14 protein-coding genes are annotated in these 13,484 nt (G+C 61.9%); 3 read left to right on the forward strand and 11 right to left on the reverse strand.

Annotation, left to right across the window (positions count from 1 at the left end; all coding sequences use genetic code 11):
• Positions 1-56: 56 nt before the first annotated feature.
• From QSJ80_RS01685 to QSJ80_RS01695, 3 genes are read right to left on the reverse strand one after another with little or no spacing between them, the layout of a single operon-like run.
• Positions 57-710, reverse strand: coding sequence for an RluA family pseudouridine synthase (locus QSJ80_RS01685; protein WP_285762531.1), 654 nt, complete (start codon positions 708-710; stop codon positions 57-59).
• Complete coding sequence (locus tag QSJ80_RS01690; protein WP_285762532.1) at positions 710-973, reverse strand: YheV family putative zinc ribbon protein; 264 nt, start codon at positions 971-973, stop codon at positions 710-712. The genes QSJ80_RS01685 and QSJ80_RS01690 overlap by 1 nt, the downstream gene beginning before the upstream one ends.
• Positions 970-3,015 (reverse strand): M3 family metallopeptidase, encoded by a 2,046-nt coding sequence (locus QSJ80_RS01695; protein WP_285762533.1) that lies wholly within the window; start codon positions 3,013-3,015, stop codon positions 970-972. Before QSJ80_RS01695 ends, QSJ80_RS01690 begins: the two co-directional genes overlap by 4 nt.
• A gap of 68 nt (positions 3,016-3,083) precedes the next feature.
• Between QSJ80_RS01695 and QSJ80_RS01700 the strand changes: the two genes are divergently transcribed.
• Positions 3,084-3,653: a gamma carbonic anhydrase family protein gene (locus tag QSJ80_RS01700; RefSeq protein ID WP_285762534.1), complete on the forward strand. Its 570-nt coding sequence runs from the start codon at positions 3,084-3,086 to the stop codon at positions 3,651-3,653.
• Positions 3,653-4,513 (forward strand): helix-turn-helix transcriptional regulator, encoded by an 861-nt coding sequence (locus tag QSJ80_RS01705; protein WP_285762535.1) that lies wholly within the window; start codon positions 3,653-3,655, stop codon positions 4,511-4,513. Before QSJ80_RS01700 ends, QSJ80_RS01705 begins: the two co-directional genes overlap by 1 nt.
• A 12-nt stretch (positions 4,514-4,525) precedes the next feature.
• Here QSJ80_RS01705 and QSJ80_RS01710 read toward each other — a convergent pair whose 3' ends face one another.
• From QSJ80_RS01710 to QSJ80_RS01745, 8 genes are all read right to left on the reverse strand, one after another.
• Entirely contained in the window at positions 4,526-5,941 is a 1,416-nt protein-coding gene (locus QSJ80_RS01710) for an NAD(P)/FAD-dependent oxidoreductase (protein ID WP_285762536.1), read from the reverse strand.
• Between the two features lie 51 nt (positions 5,942-5,992).
• Positions 5,993-7,396: an APC family permease gene (locus QSJ80_RS01715; protein ID WP_285762537.1), complete on the reverse strand. Its 1,404-nt coding sequence runs from the start codon at positions 7,394-7,396 to the stop codon at positions 5,993-5,995.
• A 191-nt stretch (positions 7,397-7,587) separates the two neighbouring features.
• Positions 7,588-8,406 carry a shikimate dehydrogenase gene (gene aroE / locus QSJ80_RS01720; protein WP_285762538.1) on the reverse strand — a complete coding sequence of 273 codons (819 nt, stop codon included), beginning with the start codon at positions 8,404-8,406 and terminating at the stop codon, positions 7,588-7,590.
• Positions 8,407-8,418: 12 nt separating this feature from the next.
• A complete protein-coding gene (locus QSJ80_RS01725; protein WP_285762539.1) occupies positions 8,419-8,847 on the reverse strand; it encodes a DUF6841 family protein in 429 nt (142 codons plus the stop codon).
• Positions 8,848-8,889: 42 nt separating this feature from the next.
• Entirely contained in the window at positions 8,890-9,813 is a 924-nt protein-coding gene (gene hemF / locus QSJ80_RS01730; RefSeq protein ID WP_285762540.1) for an oxygen-dependent coproporphyrinogen oxidase, read from the reverse strand.
• A gap of 22 nt (positions 9,814-9,835) precedes the next feature.
• Entirely contained in the window at positions 9,836-10,405 is a 570-nt protein-coding gene (locus QSJ80_RS01735) for an L-threonylcarbamoyladenylate synthase (protein WP_285762541.1), read from the reverse strand.
• Positions 10,406-10,468: 63 nt separating this feature from the next.
• Positions 10,469-11,632 (reverse strand): DNA-processing protein DprA, encoded by a 1,164-nt coding sequence (dprA, locus tag QSJ80_RS01740; protein WP_285762542.1) that lies wholly within the window; start codon positions 11,630-11,632, stop codon positions 10,469-10,471.
• Between the two features lie 80 nt (positions 11,633-11,712).
• Positions 11,713-12,771, reverse strand: coding sequence for a LysM peptidoglycan-binding domain-containing protein (locus QSJ80_RS01745; protein WP_285762543.1), 1,059 nt, complete (start codon positions 12,769-12,771; stop codon positions 11,713-11,715).
• A 196-nt stretch (positions 12,772-12,967) separates the two neighbouring features.
• Here QSJ80_RS01745 and def point away from each other — a divergent pair, with 196 nt between their 5' ends.
• Complete coding sequence (gene def, locus QSJ80_RS01750) at positions 12,968-13,474, forward strand: peptide deformylase (protein WP_285762544.1); 507 nt, start codon at positions 12,968-12,970, stop codon at positions 13,472-13,474.
• Positions 13,475-13,484: the final 10 nt, after the last annotated feature.

A 13,484-nucleotide genomic window follows, 5' to 3' on the forward strand; every position in this document is an offset into this window, starting at 1 on the left:
CGGCGAACTTCCGTAATCCTTTCATCGATCGGCTCCATTCCTGTTGATGCCCGCGCTCAGGTGAACGGGCAATCCGATTGAAACCGCATTATTTCACCGGTGGTGGGATGTGTAAAAGCGAGCTCAAGGGCATGCAACAGCAGGCGCGGGGCGGCCTGCAATGCATCGGAGTGCGCGTAAAACGGGTCACCCAGGATCGGGTGGCCGATTGCCTGCATATGCACCCGCAGCTGGTGCGAGCGCCCGGAGACCGGCATCAGCCGTAACAGACTGCTGCCATCGCGCGAGGAAACTTTTTCCCAATGGGTCAGCGAGGGCTTGCCCACCTCGTGGTCGACTTTCTGGCGCGGCCGGTTCGGCCAGTCGCAGATCAGCGGCAGGTCGGCAGAACCGCTGTGAGCCTGCGGCTCCCCCCAGACTCTTGCCACATAGGCTTTATCAACTTTCCTGTCCTGGAACTGGATGCTCAACTGGCGATGTGCGCTTGCATGGCGCGCCATCACCACCAGCCCGGACGTATCCATGTCCAGGCGGTGCACTGTCATGGCACCGGGAAACTGTTGCTGGGCACGGCTGGCAAGGCTGTCGGCGTGCGCCGGATCGCGGCCGGGCACACTGAGCAGACCGCTGGGCTTGTCGAGCACCAGCAGCGCATCATCGGAATAGACAAGCTGCAGGAAGGGATCGTCCGGCGGACAATAGGGCCGCACTATTTTTTCCCGACGTGTTTACTGCCAGATCCGCCGATGATTTTCACTGCCTGCTCCTCGACCGGCTGCTGCGGCTGGTTGACGCGGGTTGTGAGCTCCGAGGGCTGCGACTGCAGCCGGATCTCATCCTTGAAGCCGCAGGCGACGCACTCGCGAAAGTTTTTCCCGGCTTCCGTGTAATTCACGATGCGGTCCATTTCGCCACAGCGGGGACAGACAGCGCCCGCGATAAAGCGCTTTTTGACCGGTTTTGCTTCGCTCATGATGCAGCACCCGCTGTTTCGCTGATGCCACTGTGCCTCAGCAGCGCATCAACCTCGGGGGCGCGACCGCGGAACTCCACGAACAACTCGGTGATTTCGCGGCTTCCGCCCTGCTCCAGGATCGTCTGCAGGAAGCGGCGCCCGGTATCACTGTCGTAAATACCCTTTTCTTCAAAAAGTGAAAACGCATCCGCGGACAAGACCTCGGCCCACTTGTAGCTATAGTAACCGGCCGCGTAACCGCCGGCGAAAATATGGCTGAAGCTGTGCTGGAAGCGATTACTCTCTGCCACCGGCACCACAGAGACTTCCGTCCTGACCTGGTCCAGTAACACCTGCAATTCTGTTTCCCGGTCGTATTCCCGGTGCAGCAGGAAATCGAACAGGGCAAATTCGAGCTGGCGCACGGTCTGCATCGCAGACTGGAAATTTTTCGCGGCAAGCAATTTCTGCCGCAATGCACCCGGGAGCAGCTCGCCACTCTGGTAGTGGCCGGAAATTTCATCCAGTACCTCCTCCTGCCAGCACCAGTTTTCCAGAAACTGGCTCGGCAACTCCACCGCGTCCCAGGGCACACCGTTGATACCGGAGACCGCTGCGGTTTCCACTCGGGTCAGCATGTGGTGCAGACCGTGCCCGAACTCGTGGAACAGGGTGGTGACCTCGTTATGGGTCAGCAGTGAAGGCAGGTTTTCGGTGGGCTGGGAAAAATTGCAAACCAGGTAGGCCACCGGCAGCTGCAATGTCTCGCCGGAGCGGCGGCGCTGGGCAACGGTGTCCATCCAGGCACCGCCGCGTTTCTTGTCGCGCGCAAACGGGTCGAGGTAGAAGCCGGCAATCCGCTCGCCGCCGCGCAGCACCCAGAAGAACTCGGCATCGGCATGCCAGGTGGGCACGGACGGGTCCGCCTCTACCTGAATATCAAACAGGCGCCCGGCCACCGCAAACATGCCATCGCGCACACGCGCAAAGGGGAAGTAGGGACGCAACTGTTCCTCGTTGAGGTCGTAACGCGCCTCGCGCAGTTTCTCCGCCACCCAGGTGATATCCCACGGCTGAAGCTGTGCGATACCCAGTTCATCCGCTGCGAATGCCTGCAGTGCGGCGTATTCCTCGAGCGCCGCAGGGCGGGCGCGCGCCGCCAGGTCGCGCAGGAACCCCACCACCGCTTCGGGATGCTCTGCCATCTTGCTGGCCAGCGATACCTCTGCGTAGTTGTCGTAGCCGAGTAGCCTGGCCTGCTCGGCGCGCAGGTCCATGATTTCGCGCATGACCGGGCCATTGTCCCAGGCGCCGGGTTCGGGGGCGAGTTGCGGGCCCTGTTCGGAGGCACGGGTGACGTAGGCCAGGTGCACCTCACGCCGCAATTCGCGGTCGTCGGCGTGGGTCATGACCGCCAGATAACAGGGAATATCCAGGGTGATGCAGTAGCCGTCGAGCTGGCGCCGCTCGGCAGCGGCGCAGGCCTGCTGGCGCGCACTTTCCGGCAGCCCTCCCAGGCGGCCATCATCTGCCAGATGGAGCTGCCAGGCATTACTGGCATCCAGCACGTTATTCGCAAACTTGCTGCTCAACTCAGACAATCGCTGCACGTTGCTCGCAAACTTCTGCTTTTCCTGCCCATCCAGTGCAACCCCGGCCAGATGGAAATCGCGCAGCGCCAGTTCCAGGGCGCGGCGCCGGCATTGGCTCCAGCCGACCGCCTGTGGCGATTGCGCCAGTGCCCTGTAGGCTTCGTACAGCGCATGATTCTGGCCCAGCGCAGCCCAGTAGGCGGTGGCTTGCTTGAGCGCAGCTTCGTAGGCCGGGCGCCAGTCCCCGCTCAGGACGCTGTTGAGGTGGCTCAGGGGCGAAAAGGCCCGTTCCAGCGCATCGTGGGCATGCTCCAGTGGCGCCACGGTATTGTCCCAGGTGCGCTCCCCTTTCTCTGCGAGGACCTTTTCCAGCGTGGCGCGGCAATTCTCGATTTCTGCCTGTACCTGTTCACCGGCCTGTTGCGGGCTCAACTGGTCAAAAGGCGGAAGATTTGCACACGACGCCATAAGGTTCTCCTGAATCGGGTTAAAATGGGCGGCTATCATAACCGCTTTGCTATCGAGAGTTTTGTGCAATGAAGTCCGTCCGTCCACACGAGAGCCACAGCCCGCGCTATGACAGCAGCGTCTATATCGACCCGCAGGCGACAGTGATCGGCGACGTCGAGCTGGGTGAGGACGTATCGGTATGGCCCGCAGCAGTCGTGCGCGGCGACATGCACAGGATACGTATCGGTGCGCGCTCCAGCGTACAGGACGGCTCGGTCCTGCATATCACCCATGCCGGCCCCTTTAACGAGGATGGCTGGCCACTCACCATCGGCGAGGACGTCACCATCGGCCACAAAGCGTGCCTGCATGGCTGCACCCTCGGCAGCCGGATCCTGGTGGGCATAGGTGCAATCATCCTGGACGGCGCTGTGGTGGAGGATGACGTGGTGATTGCCGCCGGTGCGCTGGTTCCGCCCGGCAAACGGCTGGAGAGTGGATACCTGTACGTAGGTGCCCCGTGCCGCCAGGCGCGGCCACTGAGCGAAAAGGAAAAAGCGTTCTTCAAATACTCCGCTGCAAATTACGTGAAGCTGAAAGACACCTATCTGGCGGACAGCGCACAAGAAGGGGAACAAAAAGGGGCACAAACCTGATGGCCGACCCGGGTGTGACCGGCCCCGCCCTGCGCGACTGGCATGCGTGTATAGCGCAACTGCTGGAGTGCAACTCCGACTGCGAACAGGTCGGGCAGCTACTGCAAGCCGCCGAAGCCCTGGTGCAGGGCAGTAACAGCATGGCGATCCTGTATCCCGTTGGTAGCGCACCGGAAGTCACCCATTACGAGCTGCCCGCAGGTGAGTGTCCGAACGCACAGGTAGACCGGTATGTTGGCGGTGCCTACCTGCTGGACCCGTTTTACCGGGCGGCGGTGGATGAAAAACGGGAAGGCCTTTTCCTGTTGCGGGAAGTTGCCCCGGACGCCTTTTCCAAGACCGAATATTTCCGCAAATACTATCGCGATGCGAACCTGACAGACGAGGCCTGCTTTCTGGTTCAGGCGCCTGACGGCGCCATCGCCAGCCTGTCGATCGGGCGTACCACCAGCGCGGGCGCGGGTCGCTTTTCCCGGCAACAAGTCGGCGTGCTGCAGGCAATCGAACCACTGGTGGATAGCATTCTGAAAAAGTGGCTGCAAAACCGCGACGCCAGCGATCCGCAAAGCGACAGTTTCGGCAAGCGGCTCGACAAGGCACTGGCCAACTTCGGCAGCTCGACACTGACCAGGCGGGAATGCGAGGTGCTGCACATGACCATGCGCGGCCACTCGATCCGCTCCATGGCGGAAAAGCTGAGCGCCAGCGTGGACACAGTGAAAACCCACCGCAAAAACATCTACGCCAAGCTCGATGTGAAATCGCAATCCGAGCTGTTTTACCTGTTCATCAGCGCGCTGCGCCAGCACACTGATGACAGCGACCCGCTCACGAGCCTGGCTTGTCAGGACGCAGGCTGATTCGCACCGCGCCTACTTCTGGGTAACCGGGAAGCCCATGCGCTCCACCATACGGACCCAGGGCACTCTCCAGCCCCCTTTTTCGTCGAGCGTATCCAGTGCATACATGGTGATCTTGGCGCCAATCCAGCGGAACGGCTCCGGCGGTATAAAGGCCGGCAGGGTGCGGGCAAACTTCAGCCTGGCTTCCGGGATATCGCGCCCGTCCAGGATCGCCAGCGCGACCCTTGCACCAAAGCGCGTTGCGGTCACACCAAACCCGGAGTAACCGCCGGCATACAGCATCCTGCCACCGCAGTAATGCTGGTAGTGCACCGCCATACGCGTGGTCAGCGCGATCGGCCCACTCCACGCATGGGAAAAACGGATGCCGCGCAGCATTGGGAAAGTGCGATAGAAATTTTCGATCAGGCGCACATAGGGCGCCGGGCCCTTGTCTTCCTCCGGGTCGGTGTTGTTGCCGAAGAAGTAATCCAGGCGTCCACCAAACAAGATGCGATTGTCTGCGGTGAGGCGCATGTAATTGAGCTGGGTGCGGGTGTCATAGATACCCTGGCGGTTTTGCCAGCCAACCGCCGCCAGTTGCGCATCAGTGAGCGGCTCGGTTACCACGATACGATCGCGAATGGCCGCCACCCGGTTGCGGATGCGGCGGTTGCCCGCGGCAAACGCATTGGTGGCCAGCAGCACCTTATTCGCCTGCACGCTGCCATCCGGGGTGGTAACCAGTACGCCCCCGGCTTTGCGCCGGTTGGAGAGCATCGGCGTATTTTCATGAATACGCACACCGAGCTGCATCGCCACCCGTTTCAGGCCCCAGGCCAGTTTCGCCGGATGGACCGTGCCGCTGCGTTTCCTCGACCACAGGCCGCCGCGAAACAACGGCGACTTCACCTCACACTGCACGGCTTCCTGGTCGAGCAGGTGGGCATCGTGGCCGTAATGGCGATAAAGGTCGTACTCCCGCTCTATATCGTCGATACCTTCGTCGCCAATCGCAACCGTCAGCTCGCCACCCCACTCCAGGTCGCAGTCGATTTCGTAGTGCTCGATGGTTTCCCGGAAGCCATCCAGGTTTTCCTTGCCGAGCTGCTCCAGCGTTTCCATATCGTCCGGGTACAGGCGCTGCGCATTCACGAGGCCGTGCATGACGGAAGTGGAGAGGATCGCGGCCGGCCGGCCGGACGCACCTATGGCAATGCTGCGCGCCTCGATCAGCACCACCTCGCGCGCGGGATTCTCCTCCTTGGCCTGCACTGCTGCCCAGAGGCCGGTGAAACCACCGCCAACGATGAGCAGGTCGCAACGGATATCCTGCGCAAGCGCAGGCTCCTCCTGCGGCCGCCCCGGCGCATCCAGCCAGTAGGGACTGAAGCGGGCACCCTGCAGCGCTTGCAGTGCCTGGTCCCCGGTATTTTCTCTAGACATCTGTTCTCTCACCATCTTGTCGCAGACCACATCCGTCGACCACCTGTTGGTCTAATCGTGTGATACGGCCAGTTCTGCCTCGCCAGTGCCGGCCTTGCGCTGCCGTTCCGCCCAGCGGATCGCAACCTCCCCAAGCAGCAGGGTCACGACCGAGCCAATCAGCACCGGCCACTGGAACCCTTCACCCGGGGTATAGACAAAAAGGAAAATGCTGCCGAGCAGTACGGCAACACAGGATGCTGTCAGCAAAAGCGCCACGGTTTCACCGCCAGGGACGCGGAATGGGCGCGGACGGTCACCATCGATACGGCGCATCTTCAGGAACGCGAGGAACATGCCGACATAGGGCAGCAGGAAAATAACACCGCTGAAGGCAAACAGGGACCAGAACAGGTCCTCGTTGCTGCTCACCAGCAGCCCGTACAGCAGCAGGATCAGGGTACTGGCGATACCCATCAGCACCGCGGCACCCACCGGGGTATTGCGCGCCTGGCTCTTGATCGCAAACGGGCCCGGCAGTTCACCCTCCTCCGCAGCTTCCGCAGCGGCGCGATTACCGCCGATTGCCCAGGTCACGCCATTGGAGAAGAACGTGTAGAGCGCTGCCACCCCCAGTGCGAGTACCAGCGCCTCGCCAAATGGCGTACCGGCGAAGAACAGCTGCAGGGTATCCACCAGGCCTTCCACCAGGTCGATATCCCGGGCCGGGATTGCCGCCAGTATGGCCGCAGTACCCAGCACATACAGCGAGAGAATGATGATGCCGGAAACCAGGATCGAGCGTGGCACGTCCTTCTGCGGATTGCGCATCTCTTCACTACTGGCGCTGATCAGTTCGAAACCGAGCATGCCGTAGATGATCGCCGGGATGTACTGGAGGCTGTCCTCCAGGTTCGGCTTGATGCTCTGCAGGTTGATGGGGTTTGCCAGGCCGTTCTCCGCGGCGTGGAAAATCGCACCGACTATGATGGCCACAAAAATGAAGATCTTGAGTATTGCCCCCACGTTCGGTACCCATTTGCCGACGTTGAGCGTTACCACATTGGTGGCGACGGCGATCCAGGTGAGCAGGATACCCATGCCGATCTGCTGAGACACGCTGAGTTCGGGAAAGAACAGCTGCTTGGCAATACCGGCGAACAGGATGAATATCGCCGGCATCCAGATAGCCACGTTCACCCAGTAACTCCAGCTGATACGCGACCCCCAGCGACCGCCATAGGCGTCACGCACCCAGGCGTAGATGCCACCCTGCTCGGGGTAGGCGCAACCCAGCTCGGCGGACACCAGTGCAAACGGCACGAAGAAGAACAGGCCGAGGAACAGCCACCAGAAAATACTGGAAGTGCCAATCGCAGCCGTGGCAGCGAGGGTATCCACCAGCAGAATGGCGGAAACGGTAAACAGGATCATGTCCCGTTTGCCGAGGTTCTTCTTCACGGCAACTTGTGTCACGGTTTGCTCCCCTGGTGGCCGGTCATTATTGATATTGGTGCCTGGCCCTGTCGGACCCCCGCCGGCCGGCGGATTTCACACGATACCCCAGTATGCCGGATGCGTCGTGACTGCCGCCATCACCCGTTCAGGTGATAGCCGCTGGCAGGGGAAAAGTCAGGGGGGACAAGAACAATGGCTGGCGGCGTGGATCAGGCGCGGATCTGCTCCCGCAGCGCCGCCAGCACCGGTGCGGTATCCGGGCGACAGCCGCGAAATACCACGAAGGCCTCCGCGGCCTGCTCCACGAGCATACCCAGGCCATCCGCCGCCTCGGCGCCCTGCGCTCGCGCCCACTGCATCGCCACAGTCGGGCGGGCGCCATAGACCATATCGTAGAAACAGCACCCGGGTGCCAGGGCCCCTCGTGGCAGCGCCGGTACCGCACCACTGAGGCTTGCAGCGGTGCCGTTAATTACCAGGTCGAAGGGCCCAGTGGCGTCCGCGAAACCGCTGGCGGACAGCTCGGCCTGTGCAAAGTCGGCGGCCAGCACCTCTGCCCTGGCCGGGGTTCGGTTGGCAATATGGATGGAGGCGGGCGCCTCCGCCATAAGTGGCAACAACACGCCGCGCACGGCACCGCCGGCGCCGAGCAGCAGCACACGCTTGCCACGCACCGGCCACCCGAGATTACAGGTGATATCCCGCACCAGGCCGGCACCGTCGGTATTGTCCCCGAGAATGCTGCCATCGCCTTGCAGGGCCAGTGTATTGACCGCACCGGCAGCGCGGGCGCGCTCCGTCAGCACACTGGCAAAGTCGCGCGCGTCGAGCTTGAACGGCATGGTGACATTCAGTCCCTTGCCGCCGCCGGCAAAAAACTCACGCGCGAAGTTTTCAAACTCGCCGGGTTCTACCAGAAGCTTGTCATACTCGATGGGGTCGCCGACCTGATCGGCAAAGGCAGTGTGGATACGGGGCGACAACGACTGGACAATCGGGTTGCCTACAACAGCGTAGCGGTCCTTCAAATTATTTCCCTGTCAGAGTTTTTCCAGCGCCTCGCGAATGCGATCTGGCTCATCGACAACAAATACAGACTCGATGCGATAGCCATCCTCTTCTTCGCAAATCAGATAATGGGTGGTGGCACTGTACAGCTGGAAAGCATCATCGCCATGCCCGGTGATAACGACCCAGTTCAGCGAGGCAATGCAGGTTGCCGGATTCAGCTCCGTCACGTTGGTTAGGTTTCCCAGGATCTGGCTCACATGCAGGGCGCGGTAATTCTGGAACAGCTTCTCCGCGATCGGCAGAAACTCTTCCTTACTGAACTGTTCACGCTCTCCCTTGGCGGAGTACATGGACGCCGGGAAGTGGAAGAACTGTGACGCCTCCTCCGCATCCTGGGTTTCGAAACAGCGGCGGTAATGCTGGAAAAACTGGTGAATTTTCTGCTTTAAATCAGACACGCGGCACCCTCAGGTTCAGTCCCTTAACCCCTAACTGCAGCCTTACACCCAATCCCGGTGCGGCAAAAAATCGGTATACAGCTTTTCTTCAGCCGAACCCGGCTGCGGCTGCCAATTGTAATCCCAGCGCACCAGTGAAGGCAGCGACATCAGGATGGACTCGATGCGTCCGCCGGTCTGCAGGCCAAAAATGGTGCCCCGATCGTACACCAGGTTGAACTCGACATAGCGACCGCGCCGATAGAGCTGGAAGTTGCGCTCGCGTTCACCGTATTCCGTGTCCTTGCGCTTCTCGACGATCGGCAGGTAGGCATCGAGGTAACTGTCGCCAACCGAGCGCATAAATGCAAAGGCATTTTCGAAACCACCTTCGTTGAAATCGTCAAAGAAGAGGCCGCCGACGCCACGAGCTTCCTTGCGGTGTTTGATATAGAAATAATCGTCGCACCACTTTTTAAGGTCAGCGTAGAGGGTCTCACCAAACGGTGCGCATGCCGCCTGCGCAGTGCGGTGCCAGTGCACCACATCTTCCTCGCAACCGTAATAGGGGGTGAGGTCGTAACCACCGCCGAACCACCAGATGGGCTCGGCGCCCTCCTTGGTGGCGACAAACAGTCGGACATTTGCATGGCTGGTGGGGACATAGGGGTTGCGTGGATGGATCACCAGCGACACCCCCATTGCCTCGAATGCCCGCCCCGCCAGCTCGGGACGACTCGCCGTCGCGGACGCCGGCAGCGAGGCACCCTTCACATGGGAAAAATTCACCCCGCCTTTCTCGATGACATTGCCGTCCGCCAGTATGCGCGTGCGGCCACCGCCACCACCCTGCTCCGCCGGCCGCTCCCAGCTGTCTTCCACAAATTCATGGCCATCGACGCGACTGATGCCGGCACAGATGCGGTCCTGCAGGTCCAGCAGGTAATTCTTCACGCGCTCGATATCGGCGCGGGTTACGGAAGTCATAATTTTTTCCTGTTATTCGTCTTCAGCCTGCGCGCACAACGCTGCCGCTGCGCAGGTCCAGGATCTCGCTGGGCTTGCTCAGGCCGCCGGTGTTGCCGGGGCAGATGTAATCGAGCTCACCGCCAAAGTAGCGCTGCACCTGGAAGGCACGGGTGGCGGGCTGCTTGCCGGCCGGGTTGGCCGAGGTGGAAACCAGGGGGCCACCAAAGACCTCACTGATTGCGGCCAGCAACGGCTCCGCGGTTTGCCGGATCGCCACCGTGCTGTGTTCGCCGGTCACCCACTCCGGCACCAGCCCAAAATGGGGCACCAACCAGGTCACCGGCCCGGGCCAGCGGCTGATGGCGCGCTCGCGCAGGGGCGCATCCAGGTTGGTCAGCAGGCCGCCGAAATGGTTGCGATCGCCCGCCGCGAGGATCAGGCCTTTTTCCTGTGGCCGGTTCTTCAGTGCCAGGATGCGCTGCACCGCAGCCTCGTTGAACGGGTCACAACTGAGCCCCCAGACGGACTCTGTCGGACACGCGATGACACCGCCGCGGCGCAGGATGGCGGCGGCGATACGGACTCGGTGATGGGTCTTCCAGTCTGGCAAAGGCGGGCCCTTAGCTGATTCGGTAAGTCTGAAAAGGCGGCAAATCTAGCGGATTTACGCCATTTAGGCCAGCGTAGCGGCTGCCACGGCACGCTGGCCGGCAACCGTTAATTCATAGCCTGCAGCGGCGGTACTGACAAGGCCGGCCAGTTCCAGCTGCACCAGCTGCGCGAGCAACGGCCCGGCCTGCACGCCTGCGGCGGCCGCAATCCGGTCCAGGCTGACTGGCCCACCGGTGATTGCCGCCAGGACCCGGCACTGCTCGGCATCGAGCCGCTGGCCGTGCACAGCAGCCGCTTCCGGCAGCAGCTCCTGCTGCTTGTAGGCGAGCATGGCCGGCATCTGTTCAACGATATCGGCACTGGACTCAACCAGGTGCGCGCCCTCCCGGATCAGGCGGTGGCAACCTCGGGCGAGCGGGTTATGGATGGAGCCCGGGATGGCAAATACCTCGCGCCCCTGCTCCAGTGCCAGGCGCGCGGTGATCAGGGAGCCGGAGCGCACTGCCGCCTGCACCACCAGCACGCCCAGGGAAAGCCCGCTGATAATGCGGTTGCGCTGCGGGAAGTTCGGCGCGTCCGGCGCGGTCCCCAGGGGAAACTCGCTGACGAGTGCGCCGCCCTGGGTGAGGATTTTTTCCGCCAGGCCGCGATTGCGGGCCGGGTAGACCAGGTCGGCACCGGTGCCCATCACCGCCACCGTGACCCCGCCGGCCTCCAGCGCGCCACCGTGGGCACAACTGTCCACCCCCAGTGCCAGCCCGGAAGTGATGGCAAAGCCACCCGCGGCCAGCTCGCGCGAGAAAACACGGGCATCCTCCTGTGCCGCACTGCCGGCACGGCGCGCGCCCACCACGGCCACCTGCGGCAGGTGCAGGGCGCCAACGCTGCCCTTTACATACAGCAGCGGCGGCGGCCGCGATATTTCCGCCAGCAGCGGCGGATAACCGTCATCGAGCCAGCAGAACACCTCGATGCCCTGTGCCGCACATTGGTCCAGGTCGGCGCGGACCTTTGCTGCGAGGGTGGAGTCTTCGCCGCTGCGTTGCCAGCCGGACAGCAATTCAGCACCATTGGCACGCAAATGCTTGCGGGCGCTGTCGGGGAATTCTTCCAGTACGCGTGCGGGCGTGCCAAGCTGCTCAATAAGTTGCCAGAAACGGCCGGCGCCAATGCCGGGCAGGCGCAGCAGCGCCATACAGCCGCGGAGTGATGGTGTTGCATCCATGCAAATACCTCAGGGTGATTTTCGGGCATAAAAAAGGCGGCCTTCCTGGCCGCCCTTCGGGATCTGGTGGTAACCGCGAGTCAGGGGTTCCTGATCAGGTCGCCAACCGCAAGCGCCTTGTCGGACTCGAGCACCAGCGCCAGGCTCATTTTTTCAAAAGAGCGGAATACCATCATGAAACCGGCACGCTCGTCCGGCAGCTTGACGGCATCGCGGGCAAGGCGGTCACGCACAGTTGCGCCACGCTTGTAGATGGCCAGCACGTGGCCCGGCTGCAGGCCCTCGCGCGCGCCGCGATTCAGCGCGACCACATCGTACTTGGCGATCTGGCTCACGCCATCTTCCACCGCCATGATCTCGCCATCCACCTCCATGGCCGGCGCACCCGGCTGGAACAATGCCGCGATGGCGCGCTCCTCGACCGGCAACAGGCGGTCCTCCAGGCGCACTTCGCGTGAAGTGCGGGTCACTTCCATGGTGGCGATGGCCCAGTTGTTGCGCTTCTCGTCTTCATCCAGCTGGTACAGGTCTACGGAACCCACATCCAGCGCCTGGCGCCCCAGGATTTCCTTGGTCTGCGGATCGCGGTACACCGGGCCCGGGCGGTAGATACCGTAGGCCGGCAGTGCATCGGCAAAGTCGCCGCGGGCATAGACGGTCTCACCGGTACCCACCAGCAGGCGCTCGCCCTCACCGGAGATAATGTACGGGGTGCCATCAAACGCATTCGGGTCGACGATACGGGTCTGCGACAGGAACGCATTGATGGCATCCAGCGGGATCGCGGGGATCGCGGTGGAAAGGTCCTGGCGCCGGACACCCGGGCTCAGTCGGTTGCTGTCGGGGGAAAGCCGGTAAGGCGTCGGGCCGCGGTCAACCGTCAGGCGCGGCTGGCCATCGATATAGATAAGACGCAGCTGGTCGCCGGGGTAGATAAGGTGCGGATTCTGCACCTGCGGGTTCACGTACCAGATTTCCGGCCAAACCCACGGGTCCCGCAGGAAGTAACTGGAGATATCCCACAGGGTGTCACCGCTCTTCACGGTATACACATCCGGATGCTGGGGGTTCAGGCGATCATCGGCACTGGCCAGTGTGGCGACCAGCAGGGCGGCGATGCCCAGGACTGTTTTTTTCATAGAAGCTTTCCCATGCTCTTTATACGCCAGAGCTTATTATCGCTATAATGTCATTCCACTAACGCTTGGTACCTTGATACAGGTACCGCTATACAAGTACCCGGATACACCAAACTCAGTCAGTGGCAATTTTCAGCGCGATCATAATGTTATCAGCGCAAGTTCCACTAAGACTAGAAGTTTGTCACAGGCATTTATGGCAAAACTGGAAATCCTTGAGTTCCCCGACCCGCGCCTGCGTACCAAAGCGCAGCCAGTGGCGGAAGTAAACGACGAAATCCGCACGCTGGTGGCGGACATGTTCGAGACCATGTACGCCGCGCCGGGGGTCGGTCTCGCCGCAACCCAGGTCAATGTGCACCAGCGCGTCGTGGTCATCGACGTGTCCGAGGAGCAGGACCAGCCGATGGTTTTCATCAACCCCGAGGTGGAGGTGCTGGACCCTGCGCCGCACGAGTACGATGAGGGCTGTCTGTCCGTACCCGGTTTTTATGAAACCATCGTACGCCCGGGCCGCGTGCGCGTCTCCGCGCTGGACCGGGACGGCAAAACCTTTTCCCTGGAGCCGGACGGACTGCTGGCGGTCTGCATCCAGCACGAGATCGACCACCTCGACGGCAAACTGTTTGTCGATTACCTGTCGCCACTGAAGCGCAACCGCATCCGTTCGAAACTGGAAAAGGCACACCGGCAGCGCGCCTGAACCTGGCCCG

Origin of the sequence: Biformimicrobium ophioploci (genome assembly GCF_030270605.1) — a bacterium.
GTDB lineage: Bacteria > Pseudomonadota > Gammaproteobacteria > Pseudomonadales > Cellvibrionaceae > Biformimicrobium > Biformimicrobium ophioploci.

Bases quoted from the DNA above. Each gene is read 5' to 3' on its own strand.
- QSJ80_RS01690 (WP_285762532.1), bottom strand. From the start codon at position 973: ATGAGCGAAGCAAAACCGGTCAAAAAGCGCTTTATCGCGGGCGCTGTC.
- QSJ80_RS01695 (WP_285762533.1), bottom strand. From the start codon at position 3,015: ATGGCGTCGTGTGCAAATCTTCCGCCTTTTGACCAGTTGAGCCCGCAA.
- QSJ80_RS01700 (WP_285762534.1), top strand. From the start codon at position 3,084: ATGAAGTCCGTCCGTCCACACGAGAGCCACAGCCCGCGCTATGACAGC.
- QSJ80_RS01705 (WP_285762535.1), top strand. From the start codon at position 3,653: ATGGCCGACCCGGGTGTGACCGGCCCCGCCCTGCGCGACTGGCATGCG.
- QSJ80_RS01710 (WP_285762536.1), bottom strand. From the start codon at position 5,941: ATGTCTAGAGAAAATACCGGGGACCAGGCACTGCAAGCGCTGCAGGGT.
- hemF (WP_285762540.1), bottom strand. From the start codon at position 9,813: ATGACTTCCGTAACCCGCGCCGATATCGAGCGCGTGAAGAATTACCTG.
- dprA (WP_285762542.1), bottom strand. From the start codon at position 11,632: ATGGATGCAACACCATCACTCCGCGGCTGTATGGCGCTGCTGCGCCTG.
- QSJ80_RS01745 (WP_285762543.1), bottom strand. From the start codon at position 12,771: ATGAAAAAAACAGTCCTGGGCATCGCCGCCCTGCTGGTCGCCACACTG.
- def (WP_285762544.1), top strand. From the start codon at position 12,968: ATGGCAAAACTGGAAATCCTTGAGTTCCCCGACCCGCGCCTGCGTACC.